This is a genomic window from Amycolatopsis sp. ATCC 39116, from assembly GCF_000231075.2.
GTDB classification, from domain to species: Bacteria; Actinomycetota; Actinomycetes; order Mycobacteriales; family Pseudonocardiaceae; genus Amycolatopsis_E; species Amycolatopsis_E tucumanensis.
On the sequence record NZ_AFWY03000038.1, the window covers coordinates 12,341 to 29,923 of the forward strand.

The following is a 17,583-nucleotide window of genomic DNA, read 5'->3' on the forward strand; positions in this document are numbered from 1 at the left end:
GATGCGTTTCGCCACCTACTCGCTGGACGGCGAGGTGCGGGCCGGTGTCGTCGACGGCGACGGCATCCACCCGCTGCCGCCGGACGTGACGGTGCTCGGCCTGGTGCGGTCCGGGCTGCCGGCCGCGCTGGAGGCCGGTTCGGCGGTCCTGAGTGGACCGTCCGTGCCGCTGGATCGCGTGCGGTTGCTGCCGCCGTTGGAACCGCCGACGGTCCGGGACTTCGTCGCGTTCGAGGAGCACGTGGAGGGCGTGGTCGCGAGCGTCTCCGGCGGGGCCGGGGTCGTGCCGGAGTGGTACGAGGCGCCCACGTTCTACTTCACCAACCCGTACGCGCTGCTCGGCGCGTTCGACGACGTGCCGGTGCCGCCGGGCTCGCGGCTGTTCGACTTCGAGTTGGAGGTCGCAGCCGTGGTCGGGCGGGACGGGTCGTCGCTGGCGCCGGACGAGGTGGAGATTTTCGGCTACACGGTGCTGAACGACTGGTCGGCCCGTGACCTGCAGCGGCGCGAGATGAGGGTGCAGCTCGGCCCGACGAAGGGCAAGGACTCGGCGACGACGCTCGGGCCGTGGCTGGTCACGGCCGACGAGCTGGAGTCCTATCGCGACGGTGACGGGTTCCTGGAGCTCGACCTGCGGGTGTCGGTGAACGGCACGGAGATCGGCCAGGACCTGCTGTCCAACATGGGCTGGCCGTTCGAGGAGCTCGTTTCCTACGCCTCGCGCGGCACCTGGGTCCGGGCCGGGGACGTGCTGGGCTCCGGGACCTGCGGCAACGGCGGCTGCCTCGCCGAACTGTGGGGCCGCGGCCGCGAGCTGCCGCCGCTGGCGCCGGGCGACGTCGTGGAGATGACCGTCGAGGGCATCGGGACGATCCGCAACACCGTCGTCGCCGGGGTCGAGCTGCCCCCGGTGCGGGCCGCGCGGCCCCGGCCGCGGAAGCGCAAGCGATGAGGGTCGCCGGCAAGGTCGTCGTGGTGACCGGCGCCGGGCAGGGGCAGGGCGCGGCGGAGGCGCGGCTGCTCGCCGAGGAGGGCGCCCGGGTGATCGGCGTCGACCTGGGCGCCTCGCCGGTGGAGCCGTTGCCCGGGGTCGAGTACGTGCAGCTCGACGTCACCGACTCGGCGGGCTGGGCCGCGCTGGCGTCCCGGCTGGAGCGGGTGGACGGGCTGGTCGCGAACGCCGGGGTCACCTGGCGGGCGCGGCTGGACGAGGTCGACCCGGCCGACCTGGCGCGGGTGCACGACGTGAACGTCGGCGGGGTGGTGCGGGCGATCCAGGCGGTGCTGCCGCTGATGCCCGCGGGCGGGTCGATCGTGACGGTCGGGTCGGTGGCGGCGCTGACCGGCCACTACCCGGTGGCGTACACGGCGAGCAAGTGGTCGTTGCGCGGGCTGACGCGGGCGGCGTGCCTGGAGCTGGGCTCGCGCGGGATCCGGGTCAACGCCGTGCACCCGGGCTACATCGAGACACCGATGACCGCGTCGGCCGCGGCGGCCTTCCGGGACGCGAACATCGCCGAAACCCCGCTGGGGCGCACCGGAACCGTCGACGAGGTCGCGCCGCTGGTGGTGTTCCTGCTTTCGGACGAGGCGTCGTTCATCACGGGCGCGGAGATCCCGGTCGACGGCGGCCTGACCGCGCACGGTGGCGTGAAATCGATCAGTGACAGACTTCTGAAGGGTATCTGATGTTCGAGTACTTCCCCGGCAACTACGTCTGGAACCTGGGCGTCGTGGCGACGCTGAACAGCGGCGGACTGATCGACGAGGTCGACCGCGCGTGCCGCCCGATCAAGGAGGCCGCGCAGCGCGGTGAGGACGCCGGGACGGCCGACTTCCTGGCGGCGTGGACCGCGCTGACCGACCAGCTCGTGGGGCAGGCGGAGGAAGCGGAGGCGGCGGGGCACACCCGCACCGCGCGGCAGCTGTACGCGCGGGCGACGAACTACCTGTGCCAGGCCGAGCGGATGCAGAGCGCCTCGGCGCCGGGCAGGCTGGACACCTACCGGCGGGTGCTTTCGTTGCAGGAAAAGGCATTTGCGCCCGGGGTGTCGCGGGTCGAGATCCCGTACGAGGGCACAACGCTGCCCGCGTACTTCAGCGCGGCGCCGGTCGACGGTCCGGCGCCGGTGATGATCATGTGGAACGGGCTGGACTCGACGAAGGAGCACATGTACTCCTCCGGGCACTGGGAGGAGCTGGCGGCGCGCGGGATCTCGTGCCTGATGGTGGACTGCCCCGGTTCCGGCGAGGCGTTGCGGCTGCAGGGCCTGACGGCGCGCGTGGACACCGAGGCGTGGGCGTCGGCGTGCGTGGACTACCTGGTCGGCAGGTCCGATGTGGACTCCCCGCGGATCGGCCTGGCGGGCTGGTCGCTGGGCGGCTACTACGCGCCCCGCGCCGCCGCCTTCGAGAAGCGGCTCGCGCTGGTGGTGGCGTGGGGCGCGAACCACGACTGGGGAGCCGTCCAGCGGCGGCGGCTGGAGCGCGAGGGCGAGCGGCCGGTGCCGCACTACTGGGAGCACGTGCTGTGGGTGTGGGGCCACGACGACCTGACGGAGTTCATCGACTTCGCGGACGCCGTCAACCTGGACGGCGTGGTGGAGAAGATCGACGTCCCGTTCCTCATCTGCCACGGCGAGAACGACCGGCAGATCCCGCTGGCGTACGCGCACCGGTCGTACGAGCAGGCCACCGCCAGCCCCCGGCGCGACCTGCGGATCTTCAGCGCCGCCGAGGGCGCGACGGAGCACATCGGGCTGGACCACCTGCCCCACGTGAGCAGCTACGTGGCCGACTGGGTGGCCGACGTGTTCGAGGGTCGCTGACCGAATGGTGGTGTCCCCGCCACAGGGCGGGGACACCACCGAGCGGAAAGGCGCGCCCGTGCCTCCACCGCCGGGCCGCGCGACCCGCACCCGGTCAACCTGCCAACCGCGCCCGCGCGTCCATCAGCGCGAAGCCCAGCAGGTTCAGCCCCGGCCACCGCTCCGGCTCCCCGGCGCGCGGATCGTCCGCCGCGACGCCGATACCCCAGATCGCATCCACCGGGCTGGCCTCCACCAGCACCCGCGAACCCGTGCCCCACAAGAACCGCCCCAGCTCCGGGTTCTGGCCGAACTTCGCGACCGATCCGGCGACCACGATGTCGTACCGGGACGCCTCCCAGCGGGCCGGCTCGAAGCCCGCCACCTGGCGGCCCAGCTCCTTCGCTCGCCCGGGGTGCGGGGCGCGCAGCACCTCCTCGGCCACCGCCGAGTCGCCGAACAGCTGCGCCTTGCGCCACATCATGTAGTGCTCCGCCGTGGCGAACTCGCGCCCGTCCACGGTGAACGGCGCCGGCCACCACTGGCTCAGGCACCCGCGCCCCGCACTGCCGTCCGGCTCCGGCCGGTGGCCCCAGAAGAACAGGTACTTGACCCGCTCGCCCCGCCGCACCCGTTCGATCAACTCCGCTCGCACAACCGGCAGTATCGCCGATCAGAAGCCGGAGATCACCGTCTTTCCGACGGTCCGCCCGGTCTCCGTCTGCTCGTGCGCCTGCCGCACCGTCGAAGCGTTGATCGGCTTCAGCTCGGTCGTCAGCGTGGTCCGGACGGTACCCGCGTCGACCAGTTCGGCGACGTGCGCGAGCAGGTTGTGCTGGGCGATCAGGTCCCAGCCGTGCAGCGGCCGGGTGAACATGAGCTCCCAGTGGAAGCTGATGCTCTTCCCCTTGAGCGGCAACAACTCCAGCCCCGGCGGCTCGTCGATCGCGGTGATCGCGCCACCCGGCCGCAGCAGCTCGGCGAACTCCTCGATCCGGCCGGCGGTGTTCGGCGAGAACACGTAGTCCACGCCGTCCGGCGCCACCTCCCGCACGCTCGCGACCAGGTCCCGGTGGTCGGCCACGTGGTGGGCGCCCATCGAGCGCACCCACTCCCGCGACTCCGGCCGGGACGCGGTCGCCACCACGGTCAGCCCGGTCAGCGCCCGCGCCAGCTGGATCAGGATCGACCCGACCCCGCCCGCGCCGGCGAGGACCAGCAGCGTGCCGGTGCTGTCCGGGCCGACCCGGAACCGGTCGTGCAGCGTCTCGTACGCGGTGATGGTGGTCAGCGGCAGCGCCGCGGCCTGCGCGAACGACAGGCTCCGCGGCTTCGGGCCCACGATGCGCTCGTCGACGACGTGGTACTCGGCGTTCGTGCCCGGCCGGTCGATCGTGCCCGCGTAGTAGACCTCGTCACCGGGCTGGAAGAGGGTCACCTCGGCGCCGGTCGCGGTCACCACGCCGGCCGCGTCGAAGCCGAGCACCCGCGGCTCGCCGCCCGGGTCGGAGCCGGCGCGCACCTTCGTGTCGACGGGGTTGACCGACACCGCCTCGACGCGCACCAGGAGGTCGTGCGGCCCCGGCTCCGGGACCGGCAGTTCGACGTCCTCGAATGCGGCGGGATCGGTAATGGGCAGGGACTTGCGGTAGGCAACCGCGCGCATGGTCGTCATACCCGGTGACGGTAGTAGGAAGGTAGTAGTTACCTGCAAGGCGTACAAGTTCCCATCGGGTACCATCGCAGCGTGCAGACCTGTGGTCCGAAGGACGTCTACGCCGCCGCGTGCCCGTGCCGGGACATGCTCGACCTGCTGGCGAACAAGTGGAGCGCGCTCGTGCTGGGCGCACTGGAGGGCGGCCCACAGCGGTTCGGCGCGCTGCGGGCTCGGCTGCAGGGCATCAGCCCGAAGGTGCTGACCCAGACGCTGCGCAAGCTCGAGTCGCACGCGCTGATCGAGCGCGAGGTGTTCCCGGACGTGCCGCTGCGGGTGGAGTACCGGCTGACCCCGCTCGGCGCCGACGCGGCCGTCCCGCTGGCCGCGCTGCGCACCTGGGTGGAGGACAACATCGACCGCTTTCCGCAGCCCGCCTGAGAAAAGCGCGCTTGACCTCGAGTTAGCTCGAACTTCTAACGTCGTGGCCATGACGGATGCGACGGCGACCGCGGTGCGGATGCCACCCAGGACACTCCTTCTCACGCTGCTCGGCGTCAGCACGATGACGATCATGGCCAGTGCCACCATCACCCCGGCGCTGCCGGGCATGGAACAGCACTTCGCGGCCACCCCGAACGCCGCGCTGCTGGTCCGCCTCGTCCTCACCCTCCCCGGGCTCGCGATCATGCTCGCCGCGCCGGTGCTCGCCCGGCTGAGCGGCCGCGCCGGGCGGGTCCGGGTGCTCACCGCCGGGCTGGCGCTCTACGTCGTCGGCGGCGGGTCGGGCCTGGTGCTCGACTGGCTGCCCGGGCTGCTGGCCGGCCGCGCCCTGCTCGGCGTCGGCATCGCGGCCATCATGGTCACCTCGACGGCGCTGCTGGCCGACCACTACCCGGCCACCGAGCACGGCCGGGTGCTGGGGCTGCAGGGCGCCGCGATGGGCTTCGGCGGCGTCGTCGCACTGCTGCTCGGCGGGGTGCTGGCCGACCTGAGCTGGCGCGGGCCGTTCGCGGTGTACCTGCTGGCGGTGCCGATGGTCGTGCTGGTCCTGCGGTTCGTGCCCGAGGCGCCGAAATCCCCGCCCGCGCCCGGCGGTCCACAACGGACACCGCGGTTGTTCGGCCTGTACGCCCTGATGTTCCTCGGCGTGGTCGTCTTCTACACGGTGCCCACGCAGGCGCCGTTCTGGCTGGGCGCGGTCACCGGCGCCGGCCCGGTCGTCGTCGGCGTGCTGATGGCCGCGCTGAACCTCGTCATGACGCTGGTCGGCCTGAACTTCCGGCGGCTGCGGGCCCGGTGGGACTTCCGCGTCCTCGCCGCCGTGCTCTTCGCCGCCTACGCGGCCGGGCTGGTCGTGCTCGGCCTCGCGGGCGGCATCTGGATGGCGGCACTCGGCATGCTCGTCACGGGCGTCGGCATCGGCCTGCAGAATCCGGTGATGAACGGTTGGGTGGTCGCCTCGGTCGACCCCGCGGCCCGCACCCGCGCGCTCGGGATGCTGACGTCCGCGTTGTTCCTCGGCCAGTTCGCCTCGCCGCTGCTGGCGCAGCCGGTGGTGGACGGCGTGGGCCTCGGCAACACCTTCGTCCTCGCCGGCGCCCTCGGCCTGGTGGTTTCCGTGGTCCTGGTTTTCCTGCACGGGCGGGCAACCTCGGATTCTCCCGCCGCGTGAGGAGGTGCGTAGGCCCACGACAGGGAGGACAGGGCATGCGCATCAAGGGAATTCTCATGGGTACGGCGGCCGGGGCGATCGGGCTGGCATTGTTCGCGGCACCTGCCGCGAACGCGGCGGCGCCGGTGGACTGCGACCCGAACCCCGGCTCGACCGGCTCGTGCGGGTGGGTGAACGTGGTGCCGGAGGTGGTCCACCGCGGGGACGTGGTGGACGTGGAAGCCAACTGCCTCAACGCGGTGGCGCTCCCCGAGTCCGACGTGCTGCTGAACTTCACGCCCACCGGCGAGCCGACGCACTGGTCGGCGACGGTGTCGCCGAAGGCGAAGCGGGGCGCGCACACCGTGTCGATCACCTGCCCGGAAAACACCTACACGAAGACGTTCTACGTGGTCCGATGAGGACGGACGGCGCGCTCGCCCGGCCACTGGCCGGGCGGCGTGACCGCGGGTAGCGTCCAGGCCATGAGGCCCGCTCGCCACCAGCAGGATCCGGCGCACGCGCAGTGGATCCTCGTCGACGCCCGGCACGGGCCGAAGGTGGGTCTCCTGCTCGCGATGGGGAACGCGAGCTACCACGGGGTCGCGCCGCGCAACGCGCTCGACCACCGCGTCGCCCAGTACCTGCTGCGGCAGCGCCTGGACCAGGCCGTCCGGACGGGCCGCCCCGCCGACGCGGCGCGCGTCGCTTACGCGGGCCGCGAGTGGCAGGTCCGCGTCCGGCCGGTCCGGGCGCCCGTCTCCGCCGCGGTCGTCGGCGCGCTCGCCTGCTACATCGAGGCCTCCGCCGACTGGGCCGACCACCCCCCGCCGGTCGTGGGCAGCTGGGAATGGCGCATCACCGAGGGTGGCACCGACCACCGCAACGTCGTCGCGTGGAGCGACGAGACCTTCGAGCTGTACGGGCTGGCGCCGCCGGAGGACCGCTCCGCCCCCGCGGACGCCCAGCCCCGCTTCCCGCACGGCCGCTGGTGGGACGGCACGTACTACCTGAACAACCTGGTGATGGACTCCTGGCGGCCCGCGGTCCGGGAGTTCCGCGACGCGCTGCTGCGCGACCGCGCCGGCGAACTGTACCTGTGCAGCTACAAGGCTCAGCACCGCGCGTCCGGCGAACCGGTCGCGCTGCGGCTCGCCGGCCGGGCGGATCCGGACCGCCCGGGCTGGTTCCGCGGCCTGGTCACGCGGGACGCCGGGGCGCGCGAGAACGTCCCCGTCCCGGCGCCCGGGCCGCTGGTCCGCGCGCTGCTCCTGGCGTCGCGGGATCCGGTGGTCGTGGTCGACCGCGTGCTGGAGGAACTGGAATCGGCCAACGCCCTGTTCGACGCGCTCAACCTCGCGGTGCCGTCGGACCACCACATCCGCAAGCTGGTGCACCCGTTCGACGTCCCCGCCATGTCGAAACTGCTCAACGCCGCGGCCGCGGACCCGGACCACGTGGTGGGCCCGCAACGCCTGCGGCTGGCGACGCTGTCCGCGGAGGTGTGGCGGGAGTTCGACGTGATTGCGGTCGGCGGCGCCGCGAGCGACGGCCCGGCGCGGCACGTGGTGTGCCGTCTCGCCGCGGTCTAACCCGGCACCCGCGCGACCGCGCCACGCATCGCGCGTTTGGCCCAGTCGGTGTAGCTGACCTGCCGTCCCGGTTCGGCGAGGCAGTCCGTCAGGTAGGTCACCGGCGTGACCAGGGACAACCCGTCGAAGAACCGCTCGACCTGGGACACGTTGCGCAGCACGTACGGCGTGCCCAGTTCGCGTTCGTAGACCTCGGAGAGCAGGTAGAACGGCGGCAGCGACTCGGCGGGCATGTCCTCGCCGCACCCGATGGACAGGGTGAAGCAGCTGCCGGGGGCCAGCCGGTCGGTGTACTGGCGCACGACGTCGTAGAGGTCCTCGCCGTGGCAGAGGCGGACGAACGACAGCACGCACAGCATCCCGAGCCACACCGGCTCGCCCAGGTCCAGCCGCTCCGCGGCCTGGTCCAGCACGCGTTCCGGCTCACGCAGGTCGGCGTGCAGGACGTGCGTGTTCCCGTTGCCGGACAACAGCTTCCGGTACTCCTCCACCGGCCCCAGCTCGTAGTCGACGTAGACGACGCGGGCGTCCGGGTGGCGGGGCTGCGCGACCTCGTGCACGTTGCCCCACCGCGGTAACCCGCAGCCGAGGTCGAGGAACTGCCGGATCCCCTGGTCGAGGGCGTAGCCGACGGACCGCACCAGGAACTGGCGGTTGAACCGGGCCGCCCGTTCCGGCACGTCCCGCTGCCCGGCGGGGAACTCGGCGACCATCCGGCGCGCCGCTTCGCGGTCGTGGCGGGTGTAGCCGCTGCCGCCGAGGTGGATGTCGTAGACGCCGCCGCAGGTCGCGCGATCCGTCGTGCACCGTGGCCCGTACGTCACCGGTCACCTCCCAGTCCGGCCAGCCGGGCGGTGAGCCCGGCGATCAGCAGGTCCAGCCCCACCTCTCGGGACATGCAGATCTCCACCAGTACCGCACGGGCCGCCAGCCCGCTCTCCGCGCCGAAGCCGGCGTCGGCGAGGCGCGCCGCGACGGCCTCCAGCAGCGGAGCGGCCGGGCCGGTTCCGGTGGCCGCCACCGCACCGACGCCCGGGTACCGGTCGAAGACGGCGCGCATCCGGCGGGCGAGCGCGCGGATCCAGCCCGCCCACTCGCCGTGCGCGGGGAGGCTGATCCCGGCGCACACGTCCGCCACGACGGCCGCCTCGACGTCCGCCCGGTTGCCGACGTGGTACCGGATCACGTTGGTGCGCGCGCCGACCGCGGCAGCCAGGTCCCGCATCGTCCAGCCGGACAGGCCCTGCCTGCGGGTCAGCTCCAGGGCGGCGGACACGACCACCGAACGCGTGATCGGCGCGCGCTCACGGATGGGCGTCGACATCCCGGCCCTCGATCGCGTGCGGCCGGAGCGGTCCCAGGTGGGGGCGGTCGCGGAGGGGGTGGACGAAGCCCGGCACAGCAGGATCCCGTTCGGCGAGGGGTCACGGCTGCCACACCCCATGATCGCGGGGACGGGCTCACCTCTTTCTATACCAGGAGCACCGCCACCGCCAACCCCCGTGCGGGGCAGGTCCGCCCCGTACTATCGACCGGCACTCATCGTGGTCGATGGGAGGAACGGTGGTCGCCGAGGAGGAGCCGACGGGCGTGCGCGCCCTGTGGCGTGCCCGGCGCGCCCCGGACGCCGCCGACGTGCTCGCCGCCGCGCGGGGCGTCGCCGGGCACCTCGCCGACGGGCTGTCCGGGCCGGGCGCGCGGGCGGCGGTGAAGGGCGTCCGGTCCCTGCTCGGCGTGCCCGCGGCCGGGCTGGCCGACCTCTCCGGCGCGACCACCTGGGCCGGTCACCCGTCCGACGAAGACGCGGCCCGCGAACTCGTCTCCGCCGTCCTGCACAGTGAGACACCGGCCGGGAAGGCGCCGCTGCGGGCGGTGCCCCTCGACGTCGACGACGAGCTCGCCGGGGTGCTCGTCGTCGAGGGCGAGGCGTCGCGCAAAGCCGTGCAGGAGGTCGCCCGGCTGGTCGCATCCGCGCTCGAACGGGGCAAGCTGGAGGCCTCCGCGGAGCTGGCGGCGCAGTCGGAACTGCGGGCGCTGCGCGCGGAGATCTCCCCGCACTTCGTCTACAACGCGCTCACCGTCATCGCGTCGCTGGTCCGCTCCGACCCCGACCGCTCCCGCGAACTGATGCTCGACTTCGCCGACTACATCCGGCACAGTCTCGCCAGGCACGGCGAGTACACCGCGCTCGCGGACGAGTTCCACGCCATCGAGACCTACCTCGCGCTGCAGCGAGCCGTCCTCGGCGACCGGCTGCGCGTGCAGATCCGCGTCGCGCCGGACGTGCTCGCCGTGCCGGTGCCGTACCTGGTGCTGCAGCCGCTGGTCGAAAATGCCATCCGGCACGGGATCGAGCCGCTCGGCAGGCCCGGCACGGTCTCGGTGCGCGGCGAGGCGGAAGGGAACGACTGCGTGATCAGCGTGGAGGACGACGGCGTCGGCATGCCGCCCGCGGACGCCGAAGCGGTGCTGTCCGGCGACGGTGAACGCGTTGGGCTGGCCAACGTCGACCGGCGGCTGCGCAGTGTGTACGGCCCCTGGTACGGCCTGGTCGTGGAGACCGCGCCGGGCGCGGGCACCCGCGTCGTGGTGCGGGTGCCGATGTTCCAGCCCGGGGTGGTCCTGCCGTGACCGGGTTGCGCGTGCTCGCGGTGGACGACGTGCCGCCCGCGCTGGAGGACATCTGCCAGCTGCTGCGGGAGGCGCCCGAGGTGGCGGAGGTGACCGGCGCCGGTGACGCGCTGACCGCGCTGCGGATGATCCAGAGCGAGCGGTTCGACGCGGTGTTCCTGGACATCTCGATGCCCGGCCTGGACGGGCTGGAGCTGGCCGGCCTGCTGGCGAAGCTGAGCGAACCGCCGGTGATCGTGTTCGTGACGGCGCACGACGGGCACGCGGTGACGGCGTACGGCATCGGCGCGGTGGACTACCTGCTGAAACCGGTGCGCGCGGAACGGCTGTCGGCTGCCCTGGGGAAGGTGTTGCGGATGCTGCCCGCCGGCGCGCCGAGGTCGCCCGGACTGGCCGACGCGCTCGCCGCGCTGCCGGTCGAGTCGCGGGGGCGGACGCGGTACGTGCGGCGCAGCGAGGTGCTGTTCGTCGAGGCGCAGGGCGACTACGTCAAGCTGCACACCCGCGGCGGGGTGCATGTGGTGCGGATGCCGATCTCGCGGCTCGCGGAGTACTGGGAGGGCAGCGGGTTCGTGCGGGTGCACCGCGGTTACCTGGTGGCGTTGGACGCGGTGCGCGAGCTGCGAAGCGACTCCGTGGGCGGGCTGCTGGCGCACACGGCGGCCGGGGACGTCCCGGTGAGCCGGCGGCACGCCCGGGAGCTGCGGGAACGCCTGTTGCGCGCGGCGCAGCGCAGCGAGCTGAACCAGCGGGGGCGGTGATGGTGAACGCTTGGCGGGTGCTCCCGGGTCGCGCTGTGGATCCCGGGACCGCGACGCCGGGGCGGCGCCCACAGCGCGGCGGCACCTCCGCGCCCCGCAACACCCACCGCCCGGCGGAGCTCCCCGCCCGGCGACCGGGCAGGTGCCCGGCGGCTGCCGCGCAACTCGGCCACGGTTCCCAGATGCCCTCACAACACAGGTGCAAGGCCGGGGTACTGGCCGCTACCCCGCGGGGAGGTGCTGAATGCCCAACCGCCGCGTCGCGGTGATGAGTCCGCAGACCCGGCTCGCCCATGCGCGTCGTAGGCAGCGCGGACGCTGGCGCCCGCCGCGGCTCGAAGCGGCCGACGCCGAGCGCGCCCTGCAGAACTACCGCCTGCAACGCCGCCGGGCGGTCGCCGCGCTGCTGCTGCTCTTCGCGGTCCTCGCGGGGCTGCCGGTCCTGTTCGCGGTCTGGCCCGCGCTCGACCACGCCCGCCTGGCGGGGGTGCCGGTTTCCTGGCTGGTGCTGGCGGTGGTGCCGTACCCGCTGCTCATCGGGCTCGGGCACTGGCACCTGCGCCGCGCCGAACGAGCCGAAAAACGTTGATGGCCGGCCACTCCGCACTCGCCTCACGCCGAACAAGCCAAACAGCGCTGATGGCCGACCACCGCGCACCCGCCCAGCACGCACGAGCACTGCTCCTGCAGCGAACAAACCGAGCGGCGCTGACGGTCAGCCACTTCGCGGCCAGCACCCCCGGGCACCTGTCCCGCGCCGAACGAACCGAGCAGCTCTGATGATCGATTTCCCCGCGGCCGCCCCGAACCCCGCTGCCCGCCACTCCCGCCCGCTGACCCCGCGCCGAACAATCCGAGCGGCCCTGATGATCGATCCCCTCGCCACCGCCCCGAACCCCGCTGCCCGCCACTCCCGCGCACTGGCCCCGCACCGAACAAACCGAGCGGCGCAGATGAACAGCCACTCCGCACTCGCCCCGCACCCCGCCGCCCAGCACGCCCAGGCATCGGCCCCGCGCCCGACTAACCGAGCAGCCCTGATGATCGATCTCCTCGCGGCCGCCCCGAAACCCGCTGCCCAGCACTCCCGCGCACTGGCCCCGCACCGAACAGGCCGAGCGGCGCTGATGGTCGGTCCCACCACGGCCGCCCCGCACCCGTCCCGCGCCGAACCAACCGGGCAGCCCTGATGGTCGGTCTCTTCGCGGTCGCCCCGGTCGTCCTCGTCACGCTCTTCATCGGGCTGCGCGGGGTCGCCGCCATGCGCACCACCTCCGACTTCCTCGTCGCCTCCCGGCGGGTCACCCCACTGCTCAACTCGGCCGCCGTGTCGGGCGAGTACCTCTCCGCGGCCTCGTTCCTCGGCGTCGCCGGGCTCGTCGTCAAGGACGGGGTCGGCGCGCTCTGGTATCCGGTCGGCTTCACGGCCGGCTACATCGCCATGCTCGTCCTCGTCGCCGCGCCCATGCGCCGCTCCGGGGCGCTCACCGTGCCCGACTTCGCCGAGGCCCGGCTCGCCTCGCCGGCGCTGCGCAGGCTCGCCGCCGTCGTCGTGCTGGTCATCGGCGCGCTCTACCTCGTGCCGCAGTTCCGCACGTCCGGCCTGGTGCTGAGCGTGGTCAGCGGCACGCCCTACTGGGTCGGCGTCGTCCTCGCCGGGGCCGCCGTCGCCACCACGCTCGCGCTCGGCGGCATGCGCGCGGCGACCTACGTGCAGGCCTTCCAGTTCGTGCTGAAGGTCGTCCTGTTCGCCGTCCCCGCGCTGTGGCTGGCGATCACGGCCGGCGCCGCCGCCCGCGACGAGGCCCTGCACCCCGCCGAATTCACCCAGCTGCGCCAGGACACCCGCGTGGTCTTCCGCGTCGACGTCACCCTGGAGGCCGCCCAGCCCATCCAGGCCAGGGAGCCCGACGGCACACCGGTCACCCTCGCCCCCGGCCCGCACACCTTCGCCGCGGGCGAGGAACTCGTCTTCCTCGCCGGACAGCCGGTCCCACAGCTGCCAGGCACCGCCCCGCCGGGCGCCGCGGGCTGGGAACGGCCGCTGCTCAACCTGAACAACGAAGGCCACCCGCTGCTCGGCACGCTCGCCGTGCTGGTCGCGATCGTGCTCGGCACCATGGGCCTGCCGCACGTCATCATGCGCTTCCACACCAGCCCCGACGGCCGCGCCGCCCGCCGCACCGCCGCCCTCACCGTGGCGCTGCTGTCCGCGTTCTACGTGTTCCCCGGCGTCTACGGCGTGCTCGGCCGGGTCCTGGTGCCGCACCTGTACCTGTCCGGTGCCACCGACACCGCGGTCGTCGCGCTGCCGATGCAGGTCGACACCGGCTGGGCGGGCACGTTGTTCACGGGCCTGCTCACCGCGGGCGCCTTCGCCGCGTTCCTCGCCACGTCGCTGGGCCTGCTGCTGGCGGTGTCCGGCGCGATCGCGCACGACCTCGCGCCGGGCGGGCTGGCCCGGCTGCGCGGCACCGTCGTCGCCGCCGCGGCCGCGGTCGTGCTGCTCGCGCTGTTCGCCGTGCACCTCGACGCGGGCGTGCTCGTCACGTGGGGGTTCACGGTCGCGGCGTCCACGTTCTGCCCGCTGCTCGTGCTCGGCATCTGATGGTCGCGGCTGACCGCGCGCGGCGCGATCGCCGGGGTCCTCACCGGACTGCTCGCGACGTCCGGGGCGATCCTCGCGACACTGGCCGGTGCGGACGTGCACGGCGTGCTCGCGATCCTGCTCGCCCAGCCCGCGCCCTGGTCGGTTCCGCTGGCTTTCGGCACGATGGTGGTGGTGTCCCTGCGCGGGCGGCCGCCTGCCTGGGCGATCACCGCCATGTTGCGGCTGCACCTGGACGAGAACCCGCCGCGGCAGGCCGCTCCGCGCCGCCGTTCGACCGGTTTCCGCGACCGCTTGTCGACCGTTCGTCGCGCCCGCTGACGGTTGGTCGCCACGCCACGGCGTCGCACGTCGTGACCTCCTAACGTGTCCGCCACCACACGACAAGGAGGTCTCCAGTGGCGGCCACCGAGCACGATCTCGGCCACGAGGAGTGGACGAAGGTCCACTCCAGCCCCGAATTCGCGCAGCTGCGCCGAAGGCTGCGGGGCTTCGTCTTCCCGATGACCGCGTTGTTCCTGGGCTGGTACCTGCTCTACGTCCTGCTCGCCGACTACGCGCACGGGTTCATGTCGACCAAGCTGATCGGCAACTTCAACGTCGGACTGCTGCTGGGACTGCTGCAGTTCGTGTCCACGTTCCTGATCACCGGCCTGTACGTCCGCTTCGCCAACCGGAAGCTGGACCCGATCGCCGACCGCATCCGTGAGGACGTCGAGGGAGGCGCGCGATGAACCTCGCCGCGGGAGTCGCGGGCAGCAGCCCCGCGCTCAACATCAGCATCTTCGGCCTGTTCGTGGCCGTCACACTGGTGATCGTGCTGCGCGCCAGCCGGAACACCAAGACCGCGTCGGACTACTACGCGGCCGGGCGCGCGTTCACCGGGCCGCAGAACGGCGTCGCGATCGCCGGTGACTACCTGTCGGCCGCGTCGTTCCTCGGCATCGCCGGCGCCATCGCGGTGTACGGCTACGACGGGTTCCTGTACTCCATCGGCTTCCTGGTGGCGTGGCTGGTCGCGCTGCTGCTGGTCGCGGAACTGCTGCGCAACACCGGCAAGTTCACGATGGGCGACGTGCTGGCGTTCCGGATGCGGCAGCGGCCCGTCCGCGCGGCGGCGGCGACGTCCACGCTCGCGGTGAGCTTCTTCTACCTGCTGGCGCAGATGGCCGGCGCCGGTGTGCTGGTTTCGTTGCTGCTGGGCGTGTCCAGCGGGGTCGGGCAGTCGGTGGTCATCGCGGTCGTGGGTGTCGTGATGATCATCTACGTGCTCGTCGGCGGCATGAAGGGCACCACCTGGGTGCAGATCATCAAGGCGGTCCTGCTGATCGCGGGCGCCGCGCTGATGACCGTGTGGGTGCTGGGCAAGTACGGGCTCAACCTGTCCGCGCTGCTGCAGGGCGCGGTGGACCGCTCCAGTGAGGCGGTGCTGAACCCGGGCGCCCGCTACGGCGCGACCGGCACGTCCAAGATCGACTTCCTGTCGCTGGGCCTGGCGCTGGTGCTCGGCACGGCCGGTCTGCCGCACGTGCTGATGCGGTTCTACACCGTGCCGACCGCGAAGGAAGCCCGTCGTTCCGTCGTGTGGGCGATCGCGCTCATCGGCCTGTTCTACCTGTTCACGCTGGTGCTCGGCTACGGCGCGAACGCGCTCGTCGGCGCGGACGTGATCCGCAAGGCGCCGGGTTCGGAGAACGCGGCGGCGCCGCTGCTGGCGCTGGAACTGGGCGGGCCGGTGCTGCTCGGGTTCATCGCCGCGGTCGCCTTCGCGACGATCCTCGCCGTGGTGGCAGGGCTGACGATCACCGCGTCGGCGTCGTTCGCGCACGACATCTACGCGAACGTGATCAAGAAGGGCAAGGTGGACGACCCCAACGGCGAGGTGCGGGTCGCCCGGATCACCGCCGTGGTGATCGGCGCGGTCGCGATCGTCGGCGGCATCCTGGCGAAGAACCAGAACGTCGCGTTCCTGGTGGCGCTGGCGTTCGCGGTGGCGGCGTCGGCGAACCTGCCGACGATCCTGTACTCGCTGTTCTGGAAGCGGTTCAACACCTCGGGTGCGCTGTGGAGCATCTACGGCGGCCTGGCGATCACGATCACGCTGATCGTGTTCTCGCCCGCCGTGTCCGGGACGTCGAAGTCGATGCTGCCGAACGCGAACTTCGACTGGTTCCCGCTGCAGAACCCGGGCCTGGTGTCCATTCCGGCGTCGTTCCTGCTCGGCATCGTCGGCACGTTGCTGTCGAAGGAACACGACGAGCGCAAGCACGCGGAGATGGAGGTCCGCTCGCTGACCGGCGCCGGCGCCGAGAAGGCGACGGCGCACTAGCCGCCCCGCCTTCTCCCCGAGCCCCGGCGCCGCTGCCCTGGCGCCGGGGCTCGCTCATGCCGAAGCGCCCTCCACGGCAAGTGCCACACGGTGGCCACGCGCGATCCCTCCCCGCGCCTCAACCCGCACCGACGCGCCGCCCCATCCAGCGGCGCCCCGCCAAGCCCGAGCACCATCGCCGCAGTGCCAGGCCACCCCCAAGCCGAAGCGCCGTCGCACCCGGCAAGTGCCATTCGGCGGAACCGCGCCGCTGCCCTGGCGCCGGGGCTCGCTCACGCCGACGCGCCGCCCACGGCAAGTGCCACACGACGGTCCGGCCCCAGGCGGGCCGGGCCTGGTTGCAATCCCACTGCGCGCCTCAACGCCGCACCCACCGCCCCTCCCGGGCGTTCCACCACCGCTGCCGGACGTCGTGGCCCGCTTACGCCGGGCGGGCCATTCCGCCCGGAATGCCATCGCCAGTGCCGGGCCACCTTCACGTCGAAGCGCCGTCCACCAACGCCATTCCCAGTGGGGTCAGTGAATGACGCACCGTGTTGCGGTTGCGGTGGCTCGCGATCAGGCCGGCCGCCCGCAGCACCGACATGTGCTTGCTCGCCGCTGACGGGGTCACTCCCAGGCGCGCCGCGAGGTCCGAGGTGCTGCACCCGGCCGCCGCCAGGACCATCGCCGCCGCGCGGGTCGGGCCCAGCAGCGCCGCCAGGGCGCGTGGGGTGGCGTGCGGGGCACGGCGGACGCGCGGGTCTTCGGCCGCCGCGGGGTATCCCAGGCGCACGGGGCCCGTCGAGCCGGGCACGATCCACGGCTGCACCGTGAAGTAGGTGGGCACCAGCAGCACCCCGGCCGTCCGCCGCGGCGTGCCGGGGCTCGCCACGCCCGTCACCAGGTACGGCGGCTCCCACCGCAGCACCGGGCGCAGCGTGGCCAGCAGACCGTCCACCCCGCCGTCGGCCAGCGCCTGGATCCGCGCCTGCCGGTCCACTTCGACCCGCGCCCGCACGGTGTCCCAGTGCGGCGCCAGCGCGACCATGAAGTACTCCCGCAACGCCTGCACCAGCCGAGACAGCGCGGCGTCCGAGCCGGACCGCAAGGCCGCGGCCCACGGCGGCAGTCCACGCGGCTCCGGCAGCGCCGCCAGCGCGGCCCGCACCCGGTCCGGCGGCGTGCCCAGCACCGCCGCGAGCCCGGACGCCAGGTCACCGCCCGCGGGCAGCAGGAACTCCGGCACCTCCCCCGAGGTGTACAGCCACCGCAGCACCGGGAACGACTCCGGCAGCCGGCCCTGGACCCGGCGTCGCCACCAGCCGAACGCCACCTCCTCGTCCCGCAGCAGCCGCACGCTGCTCGCCAGCTCCCAGCACGGATCGGCGGCGTTGCACAGCCCCACGCGGGTCAGGTCGCGCGATTTCAGCTCCAGGCGCACCGGCGATCCTCTCCGCGAAAAAACTGTGGCCGCACTGGAGAGATCGTTCGCGATACCGGTCCGTTACACCGTTGAACAGCGTTGTTGAGCGTCCGGGAAATGTGGTCGACTCCGGAGCGCCCCC

Annotated in this window: 19 protein-coding genes; 14 read left to right on the forward strand and 5 right to left on the reverse strand. The window is 73.0% G+C overall.

Annotation, left to right across the window (positions count from 1 at the left end):
• Position 1 precedes the first annotated feature (1 nt).
• Genes AMY39116_RS0329435 through AMY39116_RS0329445 form a run of 3 tightly spaced genes read left to right on the forward strand, consistent with a single transcriptional unit; the run spans position 2 to position 2,828 of the window.
• Positions 2-952: a fumarylacetoacetate hydrolase family protein gene (locus tag AMY39116_RS0329435; RefSeq protein ID WP_020421196.1), complete on the forward strand. Its 951-nt coding sequence runs from the start codon at positions 2-4 to the stop codon at positions 950-952.
• Entirely contained in the window at positions 949-1,689 is a 741-nt protein-coding gene (locus tag AMY39116_RS0329440) for an SDR family NAD(P)-dependent oxidoreductase (protein ID WP_020421197.1), read from the forward strand. The genes AMY39116_RS0329435 and AMY39116_RS0329440 overlap by 4 nt, the downstream gene beginning before the upstream one ends.
• The gene (locus tag AMY39116_RS0329445; RefSeq protein WP_020421198.1) at positions 1,689-2,828 is read left to right on the forward strand and encodes a S9 family peptidase; all 1,140 of its coding nucleotides are present in this window, start codon (positions 1,689-1,691) and stop codon (positions 2,826-2,828) included. The genes AMY39116_RS0329440 and AMY39116_RS0329445 overlap by 1 nt, the downstream gene beginning before the upstream one ends.
• 94 nt (positions 2,829-2,922) lie before the next feature.
• Here AMY39116_RS0329445 and AMY39116_RS47010 read toward each other — a convergent pair whose 3' ends face one another.
• Positions 2,923-3,462 (reverse strand): NADAR family protein, encoded by a 540-nt coding sequence (locus AMY39116_RS47010; RefSeq protein WP_020421199.1) that lies wholly within the window; start codon positions 3,460-3,462, stop codon positions 2,923-2,925.
• An 18-nt stretch (positions 3,463-3,480) separates the two neighbouring features.
• A complete protein-coding gene (locus tag AMY39116_RS47015) occupies positions 3,481-4,482 on the reverse strand; it encodes a zinc-binding alcohol dehydrogenase family protein (RefSeq protein WP_020421200.1) in 1,002 nt (333 codons plus the stop codon).
• A gap of 72 nt (positions 4,483-4,554) precedes the next feature.
• On the opposite strand from AMY39116_RS47015, the gene AMY39116_RS0329460 reads away from it, so the two are divergent.
• The 4 genes from AMY39116_RS0329460 (at position 4,555) to AMY39116_RS0329475 (ending at position 7,707) form a co-directional block, all read left to right on the forward strand.
• Positions 4,555-4,902 (forward strand): helix-turn-helix domain-containing protein, encoded by a 348-nt coding sequence (locus AMY39116_RS0329460; RefSeq protein ID WP_027936319.1) that lies wholly within the window; start codon positions 4,555-4,557, stop codon positions 4,900-4,902.
• A 49-nt stretch (positions 4,903-4,951) separates the two neighbouring features.
• Complete coding sequence (locus AMY39116_RS0329465) at positions 4,952-6,136, forward strand: MFS transporter (RefSeq protein WP_020421202.1); 1,185 nt, start codon at positions 4,952-4,954, stop codon at positions 6,134-6,136.
• Positions 6,137-6,171: 35 nt separating this feature from the next.
• On the forward strand, positions 6,172-6,537 hold the full coding sequence (locus AMY39116_RS0329470) for a hypothetical protein (protein ID WP_157358742.1): 366 nt from the start codon (positions 6,172-6,174) through the stop codon (positions 6,535-6,537).
• 63 nt (positions 6,538-6,600) lie between these two features.
• Positions 6,601-7,707 carry a hypothetical protein gene (locus AMY39116_RS0329475; protein ID WP_020421204.1) on the forward strand — a complete coding sequence of 369 codons (1,107 nt, stop codon included), beginning with the start codon at positions 6,601-6,603 and terminating at the stop codon, positions 7,705-7,707.
• Here the strand turns inward: AMY39116_RS0329475 and AMY39116_RS43820 are convergent.
• Positions 7,704-8,531 carry an SAM-dependent methyltransferase gene (locus tag AMY39116_RS43820; RefSeq protein ID WP_020421205.1) on the reverse strand — a complete coding sequence of 276 codons (828 nt, stop codon included), beginning with the start codon at positions 8,529-8,531 and terminating at the stop codon, positions 7,704-7,706. The genes AMY39116_RS0329475 and AMY39116_RS43820 overlap by 4 nt on opposite strands.
• Positions 8,528-9,031 (reverse strand): hypothetical protein, encoded by a 504-nt coding sequence (locus tag AMY39116_RS44840; protein WP_020421206.1) that lies wholly within the window; start codon positions 9,029-9,031, stop codon positions 8,528-8,530. The genes AMY39116_RS43820 and AMY39116_RS44840 overlap by 4 nt, the downstream gene beginning before the upstream one ends.
• A 227-nt stretch (positions 9,032-9,258) precedes the next feature.
• Between AMY39116_RS44840 and AMY39116_RS0329490 the strand changes: the two genes are divergently transcribed.
• The 7 genes from AMY39116_RS0329490 (at position 9,259) to AMY39116_RS0329515 (ending at position 16,036) form a co-directional block, all read left to right on the forward strand.
• Positions 9,259-10,338: a sensor histidine kinase gene (locus AMY39116_RS0329490; protein ID WP_369794356.1), complete on the forward strand. Its 1,080-nt coding sequence runs from the start codon at positions 9,259-9,261 to the stop codon at positions 10,336-10,338.
• Positions 10,335-11,099: a LytTR family DNA-binding domain-containing protein gene (locus AMY39116_RS0329495; protein WP_020421208.1), complete on the forward strand. Its 765-nt coding sequence runs from the start codon at positions 10,335-10,337 to the stop codon at positions 11,097-11,099. Before AMY39116_RS0329490 ends, AMY39116_RS0329495 begins: the two co-directional genes overlap by 4 nt.
• A 244-nt stretch (positions 11,100-11,343) precedes the next feature.
• Positions 11,344-11,688, forward strand: coding sequence for a hypothetical protein (locus AMY39116_RS0329500; protein WP_020421209.1), 345 nt, complete (start codon positions 11,344-11,346; stop codon positions 11,686-11,688).
• A 600-nt stretch (positions 11,689-12,288) separates the two neighbouring features.
• On the forward strand, positions 12,289-13,707 hold the full coding sequence (locus AMY39116_RS43830) for a hypothetical protein (protein ID WP_020421210.1): 1,419 nt from the start codon (positions 12,289-12,291) through the stop codon (positions 13,705-13,707).
• Positions 13,708-13,803: 96 nt separating this feature from the next.
• Positions 13,804-14,028, forward strand: a complete 225-nt coding sequence (locus AMY39116_RS48175) for a hypothetical protein (RefSeq protein WP_020421211.1) — start codon at positions 13,804-13,806, stop codon at positions 14,026-14,028.
• Positions 14,029-14,105: 77 nt separating this feature from the next.
• The gene (locus AMY39116_RS0329510; protein WP_020421212.1) at positions 14,106-14,441 is read left to right on the forward strand and encodes a DUF485 domain-containing protein; all 336 of its coding nucleotides are present in this window, start codon (positions 14,106-14,108) and stop codon (positions 14,439-14,441) included.
• Positions 14,438-16,036, forward strand: a complete 1,599-nt coding sequence (locus AMY39116_RS0329515; RefSeq protein WP_020421213.1) for a cation acetate symporter — start codon at positions 14,438-14,440, stop codon at positions 16,034-16,036. The genes AMY39116_RS0329510 and AMY39116_RS0329515 overlap by 4 nt, the downstream gene beginning before the upstream one ends.
• 475 nt (positions 16,037-16,511) lie before the next feature.
• Here the strand turns inward: AMY39116_RS0329515 and AMY39116_RS0329520 are convergent, their stop codons facing one another.
• Positions 16,512-17,459 carry a helix-turn-helix transcriptional regulator gene (locus tag AMY39116_RS0329520; protein ID WP_020421214.1) on the reverse strand — a complete coding sequence of 316 codons (948 nt, stop codon included), beginning with the start codon at positions 17,457-17,459 and terminating at the stop codon, positions 16,512-16,514.
• Between the last annotated feature and the right edge of the window lie 124 nt (positions 17,460-17,583).